At 57.3% G+C, this 12,015-nt stretch carries 11 protein-coding genes, 2 tRNA genes and 1 pseudogene; 6 read left to right on the plus strand and 8 right to left on the minus strand.

Going from position 1 to position 12,015, the window contains the following annotated elements; all coding sequences use genetic code 11:
- Positions 1-62 precede the first annotated feature (62 nt).
- Together AC5S3R_RS19285 and AC5S3R_RS19290 are read right to left on the minus strand one after the other, a co-directional pair.
- The gene (locus AC5S3R_RS19285) at positions 63-887 is read right to left on the minus strand and encodes an alpha/beta fold hydrolase (protein WP_494268821.1); all 825 of its coding nucleotides are present in this window, start codon (positions 885-887) and stop codon (positions 63-65) included.
- A 37-nt stretch (positions 888-924) separates the two neighbouring features.
- Positions 925-1,056: a hypothetical protein gene (locus tag AC5S3R_RS19290; RefSeq protein WP_494268823.1), complete on the minus strand. Its 132-nt coding sequence runs from the start codon at positions 1,054-1,056 to the stop codon at positions 925-927.
- A gap of 158 nt (positions 1,057-1,214) precedes the next feature.
- Here AC5S3R_RS19290 and AC5S3R_RS19295 point away from each other — a divergent pair, with 158 nt between their 5' ends.
- Positions 1,215-2,594: an FAD-containing oxidoreductase gene (locus AC5S3R_RS19295; RefSeq protein WP_494268824.1), complete on the plus strand. Its 1,380-nt coding sequence runs from the start codon at positions 1,215-1,217 to the stop codon at positions 2,592-2,594.
- Between the two features lie 7 nt (positions 2,595-2,601).
- On the opposite strand, the gene AC5S3R_RS19300 is transcribed toward AC5S3R_RS19295, so the two are convergent.
- Both AC5S3R_RS19300 and AC5S3R_RS19305 read right to left on the minus strand, forming a co-directional pair.
- Positions 2,602-5,754, minus strand: coding sequence for a sensor histidine kinase (locus AC5S3R_RS19300; RefSeq protein ID WP_494268826.1), 3,153 nt, complete (start codon positions 5,752-5,754; stop codon positions 2,602-2,604).
- Between the two features lie 38 nt (positions 5,755-5,792).
- Positions 5,793-6,428, minus strand: coding sequence for a response regulator (locus AC5S3R_RS19305; protein ID WP_494268827.1), 636 nt, complete (start codon positions 6,426-6,428; stop codon positions 5,793-5,795).
- 246 nt (positions 6,429-6,674) lie between these two features.
- On the opposite strand from AC5S3R_RS19305, the pseudogene AC5S3R_RS19310 reads away from it, so the two are divergent.
- A pseudogene (locus tag AC5S3R_RS19310) lies at positions 6,675-7,052 on the plus strand (tyrosine-type recombinase/integrase); the annotation flags it as partial.
- 109 nt (positions 7,053-7,161) lie between these two features.
- On the opposite strand, the gene AC5S3R_RS19315 reads toward AC5S3R_RS19310, so the two are convergent.
- The 3 genes from AC5S3R_RS19315 to AC5S3R_RS19325 form a co-directional block, all read right to left on the minus strand.
- Positions 7,162-7,236, minus strand: a tRNA-Cys gene (locus tag AC5S3R_RS19315).
- A gap of 80 nt (positions 7,237-7,316) precedes the next feature.
- Positions 7,317-7,391: transfer RNA gene (locus tag AC5S3R_RS19320), tRNA-Gly, on the minus strand.
- Between the two features lie 39 nt (positions 7,392-7,430).
- Positions 7,431-8,177, minus strand: a complete 747-nt coding sequence (locus tag AC5S3R_RS19325) for an ABC transporter ATP-binding protein (protein ID WP_494268828.1) — start codon at positions 8,175-8,177, stop codon at positions 7,431-7,433.
- 149 nt (positions 8,178-8,326) lie between these two features.
- Between AC5S3R_RS19325 and AC5S3R_RS19330 the strand changes: the two genes are divergently transcribed.
- Complete coding sequence (locus AC5S3R_RS19330) at positions 8,327-8,587, plus strand: hypothetical protein (protein WP_494268829.1); 261 nt, start codon at positions 8,327-8,329, stop codon at positions 8,585-8,587.
- Positions 8,588-9,158: 571 nt separating this feature from the next.
- Positions 9,159-10,085, plus strand: coding sequence for a hypothetical protein (locus tag AC5S3R_RS19335; protein ID WP_494268830.1), 927 nt, complete (start codon positions 9,159-9,161; stop codon positions 10,083-10,085).
- A 104-nt stretch (positions 10,086-10,189) separates the two neighbouring features.
- On the opposite strand, the gene AC5S3R_RS19340 is transcribed toward AC5S3R_RS19335, so the two are convergent.
- Complete coding sequence (locus AC5S3R_RS19340) at positions 10,190-10,630, minus strand: NINE protein (protein ID WP_494268831.1); 441 nt, start codon at positions 10,628-10,630, stop codon at positions 10,190-10,192.
- A 79-nt stretch (positions 10,631-10,709) separates the two neighbouring features.
- On the opposite strand from AC5S3R_RS19340, the gene AC5S3R_RS19345 reads away from it, so the two are divergent.
- Both AC5S3R_RS19345 and AC5S3R_RS19350 read left to right on the plus strand, forming a co-directional pair.
- Positions 10,710-11,585, plus strand: coding sequence for an aldo/keto reductase (locus AC5S3R_RS19345; protein WP_494268832.1), 876 nt, complete (start codon positions 10,710-10,712; stop codon positions 11,583-11,585).
- 202 nt (positions 11,586-11,787) lie between these two features.
- Positions 11,788-12,015, plus strand: a 228-nt coding sequence (locus AC5S3R_RS19350) for a hypothetical protein (RefSeq protein WP_494268833.1), incomplete at its 3' end; no start/stop codon positions are given.

The raw sequence follows: 12,015 nt of genomic DNA on the forward strand, positions 1-12,015 counted from the left end.
AGTTGGCTTAACGAGTCGCAAAAGCGGCTGTGGCAGGTGATTGACCGGCCACAGCCGCTTTCTTACTTCTGAATAAAGGCCAGCAAATCCGCATTGATCTGCTCGGCATTCGTTGTCGGCATGCCATGCGGAAAGCCGGGATAGAACTTTGTCTCCGCGTTCTTGAGCAGCTTGGCAGACAGAGGGCCAGCGTCAGCAAACGGCACAATCTGGTCGTCCTCTCCGTGCATTACCAACATGGGCACGTTGATCTTCTTCAAATCCTCCGTGAAGTCCGTCTGCGAGAAAGCGACAATACCGTCGTAATGCGCTTTTGCGCCACCCATCATTCCCTGCCGCCACCAGTTCTGAATAACGGCCTCGGAAGGCTTTGCGCCCGGACGGTTGAAGCCGTAGAACGGGCCTGCCGCAACATCGCGATAGAACGCAGAGCGATTGGCCGCAAGCTGCGCCTGGAATCCGTCGAAGACCTCCTTCGGAAGGCCGCCGGGATTCGCTTCGGTCTTCACCATCAACGGAGGAACGGCGCTGATAAGCACGCCCTTTGCCACGCGGCTGTCTCCATGCCGCGCGATGTAATGCGCCACTTCACCGCCGCCTGTGGAGTGACCAACATGCACGGCATTCTTCAGGTCAAGATGCGCCGTCAGTTCCGCAAGATCATCGGCATAGTGATCCATGTCATGCCCATCCGACACTTGCGAGGAGCGTCCATGGCCGCGGCGGTCATGCGCAATTACGCGATAGCCGTGGTTGAGGAAGAAGAGCATCTGCGTATCCCAGTCATCCGCAGAAAGCGGCCAGCCATGACTGAAGACAATGGGCTGCCCTTTGCCCCAGTCCTTGTAGTAAATCTGCGTGCCGTCCTTAACAGTAATTGTGCTCATGTGACTCTCCTTGGGGTGTTGCGGGGTAGACATCTGTTCAAGCGTTGCCGCTGCTGCAGAGCGTGACAGCATCATAATCGCTGCCGTGGAAGCCGCCTTTTGCGGGATACGGAAAAGTAATTTCTGCAAGTGACTCTACGTGGCGTTGCAGCAGAAGTTCAGCCTCCATGGAAGGCCTGCGCGGGTACTCAAAAGTAGCGGGCTTTGAATCTACTTCAGGGGCTGCCTGGTACGCCGCGCTGCGGTAGAGTCATACCAGCCCTTTTGTTGAACCCATGATCGTGCTAGAGATGATGGAGGCGGGGCAGCATGCTCCAAGGAGAACCCATGTCTCTTTCCTATGACGCCATCATCATTGGAGCCGGTCAGGCCGGCCCTTCGCTTGCAGGCCGCATCACCAGTGCTGGCCGCCGCATTGCATTCATCGAGCGCGATCTCTTTGGCGGAACATGCGTCAACACCGGCTGTACGCCTACCAAGGCAATGGTGGCCAGCGCCTATGCTGCGCACCTGGCCCGCCGTGGCGCGGAGTTTGGGGTTGGCATTGAGGGCGGCATCCGTGTTGATCTCAAGGCAGTCAAGGCGCGCAAAGATGCGATTGTCGCCAAATCCCGCAATGGTCTTGAACAGTGGTTGCGCTCCATGCCGGGCTGCACGGTCTATCACGAGGCTGCACGCTTTCTCTCTGCGCATGAAGTAGCGGTTGGCGGGGAAGTTCTTACGGCTCCGCAAATTTTTCTCAACGTTGGTGCGCGGCCCGCGGTGCCCAGGATGCCCGGCATTGAGAATGTGCCTTATCTCACGAGCACTGGCCTGCTTGCGCTGGAAGCTCTTCCCGCGCATCTCATCGTAGTGGGCGGAAGCTATGTGGGGCTTGAGTTTGCGCAGATGTTTCGCCGCTTCGGCAGCGAGGTCACGGTTGTTGAAAAGGGCGACCGGCTGATTCGCCACGAAGATGAAGATGTCTCCCATGCTGTTCAGGAAATCCTTGCCGCCGAAGGCATTTCCTTTCGCCTCAACGCGGAATGTATTTCGCTCCATGGCAGCGGAGAAGACGTTTCCGTTGGCGTTAACTGCAATACGGGAGAGCCTGCCGTGAAAGGCTCGCATATATTGCTGGCAGTGGGCCGCGTTCCCAACACAAACGATCTGGGCCTCGGTGAAGCAGGCGTTAAGGTCGATGAGCATGGCTTCATCGTTGTAGACGATCAACTGCGCACAAGCGTGGAAGGCATCTGGGCTATGGGCGATTGCAACGGCAGGGGCGCTTTTACGCACACATCCTACAACGACTTTGAAATCATTGCGGCCAATTTGCTCGACAACGATCCGCGACGCGTGAGCGACCGCATTCCTGTCCACGCGCTCTTCATCGATCCGCCGCTCGGACAGATAGGCATGACAGAGGCAGAGGTGCGCCGTTCAGGCAGGCCGGCGCTCATCGGCACACGGCCCATGACCAAGGTTGGCCGCGCTGTTGAAAAGGGGGAATCGCAGGGCTTTATGAAAGTGCTGGTGGATGCGGAGACGCGGCAAATTCTTGGAGCATCGATTCTGGGCACCGGAGGCGATGAGGCGATTCACTGCCTCCTCGACATCATGTATGCCAAGGCGCCATATACAACGATTCAGCGAGCCGTGCATATTCATCCCACTGTCAGCGAGCTTATTCCCACGGTGCTTGGCGATCTCAAGCCTCTTGCCTGAGCTGCCATTATTGCGTAAACGCTTTTGGCGTATCGGACTCGTGCGGTTCATCCTCGGGCCGCCGCATGGAATACAGCCGATGCAGAAACCGTGTAGGCCATCCGGCCATATTGTCGCTTTGAAGATAAGCCTTCTGCGCATCCACGCGAACCTGGATCAGCGTGCCGCTTTCCGCAGAGCTCGCAAGATCGAATTTTCCACCCAGATTACGGGCGCGCTCACGCATGCCGGGAATTCCCCAGTGCCCGCTCTTGAAGCCTGCACGCACGACCGCTGCATCCATTCCTCGCCCGTTGTCGCGGCAAACTATCTGCAACTGCTTCGCTCCATACGTCAGCTCCAGCACAATCTCCGTAGCTGCGGAATGCCGCAGCGCATTCGTCAGCGCCTCGCGTCCAATCGAGTAAAGCTCATCCCGCACAAGCGGCCGCAGTTTGCGCGGCTGGCCCTTCACCACCAGCCTCAGGGATGTTCCATCATCATTTCTCATGGAATCGAGCGTGCGGGTTAGCCGCTTCTCCAGGTCGCCCGCTGAAACAGTTTCCGATCGCAGCTCTCTCACCTTTTCGCGCCCTTCGCTAATCACTTCATCGGCGCGGTTCAACGCATCACGAAGCACAGCCCGCACGGGCTCGTCTTCCGGCAAGCGTTCCGTGGCAAAGTGAAACCGCAGGATCAGCCCTTGCACGCCCTGCAGCAGCGTGTCATGCAGATCTCTCGCAATTCTTACCCGCTCCTGCGCACGCTCTTCCAGCCGCTGCCGCAACTGTGCCGTAATCTGCTTTACGCGCAGCCTGTAGATAAGCCACACCACTCCAAGAACCGGAATGGCGCAGAGCAGATAAAACCACCATGTTCGATAAAACGGAGCCTTCACGGTCAGCTTCATCGGCGCGGGCAACTCGCTCCACGGCCCGGTTCCGCTTGCGGCCCGCACGCGGAACAGATAATTCCCCGCTGGCAGGTTGGTGTAGAAGGCCTGCCTGCGGCTGCCCGCGTCCTGCCACTCCTTGTCCTGCCCATCGAGCATGTACTGGTATTCCACGCGGTCCGGCGAGCTTAAATCCACGCCGATGTAATTGAACTCCAGCGTCTTCAGCCCGCGTGCGCCCACCGTCACGGACTCGCCCTCCGCCGTGCGATGAACTACGCCATTCTCCACCACGGACTCCAACACAACATTCGGCTTTGACTCCGCCCGCCGCGCCAGCGCCGGGTCAATCGATACCAGGTGCCCTGAAGTGGCAAACCATATGATTCCTCGCTTATCAATCACCGCGGAAGGCGTAGGTTTGCTCTGCGCCGGCGCGCCCACCAGGCCGTCCTGCTCATTGATAAGCTGAAAATCCATCGTGTAATCAGGGTTCTCGACAGACTTCTTCCACTCCGCCTCCGGTAGACGAATTACTCCCGAGCCCGCATTCAGCCACAGGTCACCAAAGCGATCTTTCACTATTCCGGAAATTCCCCGCAGCAGCCCCGGCGCACCCAACTGCATGGAGTGAAACCTGTTGCCATCAAACCACGCCAATCCATCCGATCCACCTGCGAAGATGTGGTCGCCGCCATCAAAAAACGCTGTGACTGCGTTGAGCGCCAGCCCATCCTGCTTTCCAAATGCGCGGTAGCCTCGCCCATCATCCAGCACAACCTGGTTGTGCGGATACCCAAGCCATACGCGCCCGTCGCGGCTCTTCATCATGGAGAGCGGCGACTCCTTTGGAAGCTCCGGTGCCATGACATGTTCCCATTTACCGTCATAGCGCCAAAGCCCGTGCCCTTCAAAACAAGCCAACAGCGCTCCATGCGAATCTTTGCCCAGGCACCAGGTCTCCACCTGCCGGGCCTCAGGCGGCGAAGGAATCCGCAGCGGCGTGCCGCCTGTTTCCGGGTAGCGATAAAAGTCTCGCGTAATCTGATCCAGCATCCACACGGACCCATCGCTGTCCTGAAACAGCGAACTGCTCCCATGTCCTTCGCCAATAAACGACAGACGGCCATCGCGCAGTCGCATCAGCGGCTTGTCCATGTCATGCAGCCATATGCCGTCATTGCGATCGGCTACCAGCGCGGGGTAGTAGTCAAGCTGAACTCCATGAAACGGCGCCAGCGGCGATGGCCGGAACCTGTCCAGACCCCGCGCCGTTCCTACCCAGATGAGGCCCTGGCGGTCCTGCAGAATCGCGCGTGTCTGCCCATCGGTCAGGCCGTTCGCTGCCGTGTAATGTTCCACCTGTTGCGTCTTTGCATCTTCCGGATGGCGGATACGCGTGAGCCCGCCAAAGTCGTTGGCCATCCATATGCTGCCATCGCGGTCCGTCAGCAGCAGCGGAACGCCGGGAATCTTCACGCCCTTTGCAGCCTGCCCATCCGCAAGCGGCCTCACGCTTCGCCACGCATTGCTGATCCACATTTGGCCGCTGGGAAGCTGTACAAACTGGTTCACAACGTTGGCTGAAACAGGCACAAGCGTAAATTGCCCTGTGCCCTTCTTCTGCTCATAGACATGTCCTTTATCCGCAGTCCAAAGATTCCCATCGCGATCGAAGAACAGCGAGTAAAGACCATCGGAGGCTACGCCATGCAGCGCGGAATAGTTTTCCCAGCGGTTGCCCGTGAAGCGCATCAGTCTGCCGTCAGCCAACGCCCACACTGAGCCATCATCGCGGCAGAGCAACTGCGAAGTGGACTCGCTCACGAGCCCGCTGCTGTTGTCGTAATCAATCTTTTTGCCGCCGCGCAGATACGTAATTCCGCCCATGCGGTAACCGATCCACAATCCTCCATCGCGGTCCGCTGCCAGCGCGGCCACGTTGGAAGAAGGCAGCCGTGGATCAGCCGACGTAAATGGATACGACTGAAATTGCAGCCCGTCAAAGCGAAAGAGTCCAAAGCTGGACCCGATCCAGAGGTATCCGTCGCGAGTCTGTGCCAACGCGGCAATATCGCTTGGCGCGCCATCGCGCCGCGTCCAACTCATGTGCGCCAGGTCTTCCAGCGGCTGCTTGCGCGTGCTCCCTGTGTGGTCATTCTTCGCTGCGTGCCAGCGCTGTGCCGGCATTACGCTTGCAGCCAACAGCAGAAGCGCAACTGCCGCGGCTCGCGGACAATGCAGCGCGTTCAACATTCTTCGCCTCGCCGCAATCGTCCGTGCTTTCATTTTTTTCTCCATAGGAGTTAAGAAAATTCAGGGCCGGACTACCCGTCAAAGAAGCCGCGCTTCATTGCAATCAGCACCGCATGCGTGCGGTCATTCGCCTGCAACTTGGCCATGATGTTTTTCATGTGTCCCTTCACCGTATCTTCGGTGATTCCCAGATTGTCGGCCACCAGTTTATTCGGCTGCCCCGTGGCCACAATTCGCAGCACCTCAATTTCACGCGCGGAAAGCCTGTCTGAGCTGATGTTCTCCGCCATCTCATGCGCAATCTCAGGCTGAATGCGCCGCCGTCCGCTATGCACGTCACGAATCGCCTGAACCAATTCCTTGCGCAGCGATCCTTTTAACAGATAACCTGCCGCCCCTGCCTCCAGCGCCCGCGTTGCCTGCATGTCGCCGGAGTAGGTGGTCAGTACCAGCACTCGTGCCGTGGGCACTGCCCGCCGAATCGCAATCGTGGCTTCAATCCCGTTCATCCCCGGCATCTGCAGGTCCATCAGTGTTACATCCGGCCTGTGACGCAAGAACAACTCCACTGCTTCCTGCCCGTTCGATGCTTCGGCCACAATCATCATGTCGGGCTGTGACTGGATGGCGAAGTTAATTCCATCCCGCACCAATGGGTGATCGTCTACAGACAAAATCGTAATGGGCGCGCCGGACTTCAATCTCACCTCGGAGCCACAGTATAGTCAACTCCGGACTGCAGTACACCACACTTTCGAGGGGAGTGTTCTGCCGTAAGGCTGTTATTTTGCTGGCGATAATCTGGGCCACGAAAGAGTTGTGGCTGGGCGACTCCGAATAAGCTACCGCCAATTACAGGCGGTCGCCAGGCTTTCTTATAGCGTGTAATGTAGCGCTCGCAAGGAGAAGCAGCATGATGAAGGCCATGCAAGTGGTACCGCGTCCGCACAGCGCGGGAGAAGACAGGGACGGATGTTAGCGTGGTGCTGCCCCCGGACGTTGTGGCGGAGGTGCTGACGGTCCATGCGAAAAACTCCAACACCCGTTTCATCTTCTGGAGCGGGGAGGGCGAACCGGGCGCAATCGTGAAGAGCTACCAGAAATACCATGTCGCTCCCTGCTTCAAGGCTGCGGGGCTTCATGAGGAGGGCTTCATGGTTTCCCATCGGTTGCGGGATACGTTCGCCGTGGAGATGCTTGCCAGTGGTGCATCCTTGGAATCCGTTTCCAAGCCACTCGGGCATAAGAGCATCAAGACGACCGAGCGGAGTTATGCGGTTTGGGTGGTATCGCGGCAGGCACAGTTAGACGCGCAGGTAATGGCGGCATAGGCAGGCAAAGAGCGAGCCATAGGCAAGGCAGCTTAAAGGCGGTGACACAGTTTTGACACAGAAACGCCGCGCTGCTTCCAGTTCGCTTTTATTTTCAATGAGTTAGATATGGAGGCGCGGGTCGGGATCGAACCGACGCATAAAGGTTTTGCAGACCTCTCCCTTACCACTTGGGTACCGCGCCCTGGCAAGGCTTGTCTGAAAAGGTTGGATTGGTGGCTCCGAGTCCGCCGTAGCCATTCCGGTTGGCACCGGAGGGCGGACTGGAGCGGGAGACGAGATTTGAACTCGCGACCCTCGCCTTGGCAAGGCGATGCTCTACCACTGAGCTACTCCCGCTTGTTGCAAGATCAAGTATACAAATCAGACGGCCTTGGGTCAAACTCCGGCGGGCGCAATTCCTGCGGCTTTTGTGGCATTGCCGTTGCCGTTCTCTACCTTCACGATTTCGCCATCGCGCATGTAGAGAATGCGGTCGGCAATCTGCGCCGCTTCCGGGTTATGCGTAATCATCAGGACGGTCTGCTTCAGCTCACGATTGGAGCGCTGCAGCATGTCCAGCACGGCCTGCGAGTTCTTGGTGTCCAGATTGCCGGTGGGCTCGTCGGCAAGAACAATCGCCGGGTGCGACATGAGCGCGCGGGCAATGGCAACGCGCTGCTGCTCGCCGCCGCTCAGCTCCGATGGGCGGTGCTTGAGACGGCTCTTGATCGAAAGCAGGTCGCTGATGTGGTCCAGGAACTGCGTATCGAGTGGCTCCTTGCGTCCGCTGATCTCGTAGGCAATTTCAATGTTGCCCATGGCGGAGAGTGTCGGCAGCAGGTTGAATTTCTGGAAGATGAACGCGATGCGCTGCTTGCGAAGCTGCGTGCGCTCGGCGTCATTCAGGGTGGCAAAATCAACGCCGTCAATCACAATGCGCCCACTGGTGGCCTGCGTCAGCCCGCCGAGCAGGTAAAAAAGCGTGGACTTGCCCGAGCCGGACGGACCGACGATAGCGACAAACTCGCCCCGGTTGACTGAGAACGAAACGCCCCGCACCGCAGGCACTTCCAAACGCCCCGAGCGGTAGATCTTGGTCAGGTTTTCGACAAGGATGATGGGTGATTCAGTCTGGTCCGGCACGTTTTTGATTGTATATGGGATGCTGTGTGTTTCTTCCGGCGGATATCTGGTGGGACTTCCTGTTGTTTTTGGAGTTGGCAGAGCGGGTTGTTTCTTTGGGGTTTTATCGCAGGTAACTTATTGGTTATTTATATAGTTATTTAGGATTTTTGCTGTTTATTGATTGGTTAACAGGTTTTGGAAAAGTGGTTACTTTTCCAAAAAATAAAAATTCTTTCCTTTTTTCTGGTTCGGGGAGGTGGGTTTATGGTCGCGGTGACCCCCTCCTGCCTGGCGGATGCGCAGAGCTTCCAAAGCATGCCTCAGGGGCGAAAGCCCCCGGTGCTTTCTTTTGGCTTTTGATTGCCGGGGATAAATCCCCGGCCTACCTTTTGTGCCGGATGCGTCTGGTGCTGTTGGTTTTCTTGTAATACTTTTAAATCAATTGATTAGGTGCGGAATTTGGTGTTTCTTGATTGGTTAAGGGGTTTCTGAAAAGTGGTTACTTTTCAGAAAAAATGGCGCAAAAAAACTTTTTTGGGTCTGGAAAGACAGAAAGCCCGGTTCGCTAGAACCGGGCTTTCTTGTTGGTGATTTTGAGTATGGCACAAAAGGGGTTAATTGAGCGCAAGAGTTATCCACAGATTTGGGATTTATTTTGCATTGAGTGCAGCGTCGTTTATGGAAGAGCTTAGAGGGGAGAACCTGCGCTATCGGTATCCCACCCTTGCGCCAGAAAAAGCCGCAAGGATGGGGCATGGGATATTTGTGGGAGAACTGGCGGGGGAACTGGCGGTATGGGTATCCCGGGTCTTCAACTGCAGAGACCTTTCGGTAAGTTCAGGGCAGGCCCTGGGTTCCAGCGCTTCGGCTAGTTCAGAGCGTCTGAATTGCAGCCGATACAAAAGAAACAGCTTTCAAAACGGCGCAACACGGAACGCTCACCGTGCGAATCACGATAAAATAGACTTTCAGCAATTTTGGAAGGCAGGAAGCAGCAGGATGACAGTGGAATTGCAGTCGGCACTTGTGAAGAACGTGGAAGCGGCAGCGGCGAAGGCCGGGCTGGCCGTCTCCTCCATTACGCAGGGAGCGGATTTTCATGGCGCTCCTACGGCGGTCTTTGAACTGGGATTGCCGGGCGTAACGGGCAAGAGCCTCAAACTGGAGCTGAGCGATACGTTCGACTTCAACAAGCCAGAGTTGTTGCCGGAGTTTACGGCGCACCTTGCCGCTGCTGCCAAGCGCCTGCGCAATCCGCGGCCGGATGCTTATGTGACGATGGGCGGGATTCCGATTACGCTGGGCAAATTCCAGTGGCCGTTTCATAAATCGACCAGCGGCGCGGATACCTATATTGTTCATGGCGAGATGCGGCTGGCCGATGGCGGCGCTGAGGTGCTGCACTCCAAGCTGGCAGCTTCTGTGACGGTTACGTTTGCCGAGATTGTTACGGCGATGGAGCAGCCGTATGCCGAGGACTTTATCTACAACGCCGTTCGCAAGACGGTGGACCTGGGACAGCTTGAGTTCCTGAAGTCGGGCAACCGGCAGCCGGTCTTTGTGACGACTCGCTTCTACTCGCGCTGGCAGAAGAAGTTTGTCTTTACCGATACCGATGACGCGGCGCGGCTGAACTTCCTGCTGAGCAAGGTTTACTGGCTGAGCGGCGTGCTTGGGCAGAGCCAGCCTGTGTGGATTGCCGATCCGCAGGATGCGCAGTATCTCAACACAACGGAAGAAGGGCTGCTGAAAGCGGCGAACCTGGATGCGGCGAAGGGCTTGCTGCAACTGGATGGCGAGTTTGCTTCGGCAACTCCCGCATTGCTTGCGAAGGGCGAGGAGTTCAAGGCGACTCTTGAAGCGTCTTTGAACTTCACCAAGCCGCACTTCAACGAAAGCATGCGCGCCGGCGAAGCAAACATGTAGGACTAGCCGTCCGGGCGGATGCGCCTTTGGCGCCGTTCGTGCTGATATGTGCTATTGTGCATTTCCGATCCCTTGCGCTAGAAAAAGCGCAAGGGATTTTTGCATCAGGTCAACGATGTTCCGCAGGCGCTGCAGAAGCGCGAGCCGGGAGCGTTGGTGGTGTTGCAGCGCGGGCAGGCCAGGAGCGTGGAGGGTGGTGCGATGTTTGTTGGCGGCGGCGGAGTGCTTGCAGCATAGGGGGTGCTCCACGCTTGAGGGGGCGCCATACCGAGGGATGCAGCAATGGCTGCGGCTTGCACGGCGTTGAACTCGCGGACGCGGCCGGGCATGAAGAAGCATTCGATGAAGCCGAGAAATGCCGGTAGTCCGGTCCAGAAGAAGATGAGGTAGAGGATGCCGAGGCCGGTGCGGCGGAGATAGAAGTGGTGCACGCCGAAGGCGCCGAGGAAGAGCGCGAGCAGTACGCCGGCAAGCTCGTCGCGGCGCGTGACGTTGTACTGTTCACGAAAGATTGCTTCGGTATTGGTGTACGGGAGGGTGCTCATCGTGCAGATCCTTATGTTTCAAAAGCAAGAATACGCTGGATTGTAGAACCAAGTTCCCTTGGAGGCATCTAAACCGAGTATGACGACGGTTTCTGCTGTGGCTGGTGGTGTGTTTGCGATTGGCGGAGATATGCCGGTACATCGGCTGGGTTATGGAACGATGCGGCTGGTGGGCGAGGGCGCATGGGGCGAGCCCGACGATGCCGAGGAAGCGAAGCGCGTGCTGCGGCGCGCGGTTGAGCTGGGCGTCAACCTGATTGATACTGCCGATGCGTATGGGCCGGAGATTGCGGAGCGGTTGATTGCCGAGGCGCTGTATCCGTATCCCGCGGGGCTGGTGATTGCGACGAAGGGCGGAATCACGCGGCAGGGACCGGCGAAGACAGAGTATGTGGGGCGGGCTGGGTACCTGATTCAGTGCGTGGAGATGAGCCTGCGGCGGTTGAAGCTGGAACGGATTGATTTGTATCAACTGCACAGGATTGATCCACGCACGCCGCTGGAAGAGAGTTTGGGCGCACTTCAACGCATGCAGGAGCAGGGAAAGATTCGGCACATTGGACTGAGTGAAGTTACGCCGGAGCAGATTGAGGAAGTAGAGAAGATTGTTCCGGTGGTGACGGTGCAGAACCGCTACTCGCTTGGCGACAGGCGAAACGAAGAGACACTGAACTATTGCGAGCGGCGCGGGATTGGTTTTATGCCGTGGTATCCAATGGCCGGTGGAAAGATGTTGAAGGCAGAAAGCCCCGCAATGACGGCCACGGAGCAGCTTGCTGCACGATATGGAATGAGTACCGCTCAATTCGCGTTAGCATGGTTATTAGAGCGTTCGCCTGTGATGCTGCCAATTCCGGGGACTTCCAAGGTTGCACACCTTGAGGAGAATGTACATGCATCGGTGATTGCCGTCACACAGGATGAATGGCGCGCGCTTGAAGAATGTTGGAAGTAAGTTAATCGTTGGAAATCGCAAGAAATAGTAGTGACAGGGCTTTACGCGCTGGCAATACAGCGCTACGCTACCAAGTGAAGTCGTTACAGAGTGGCTGTGACGGCACCTCGTTGTTGTCATTGCGCCGGTTTATCACCATGCGGACAGGAGTCGGCCTGTCGTGGGTGTGGGTGAACTCAAACCACAGGAACGCATCCCCCAAGTGAAAGTGCGTACATTCCATTTTCGATATGCAGCAGTAGCCGCGGCGCTGACGAGTGCAGCAGCGGTTGCGACGGCGTCTTCGCCGACTTCGATTTTCTCCACGCTGTCCACGCCGGCGGCGCAGGAGAATGGCATCGCGATTTTTGTGCTGGGCATCTGCGCGGCGATTTTTATTGCCGTGGCGTCGCTGCTGGCATATGCCATGTGGAAGTTTCGCGCAAAGAAG

The sequence above is a fragment of the Occallatibacter sp. FHG110214_02 genome (assembly GCF_059115385.1).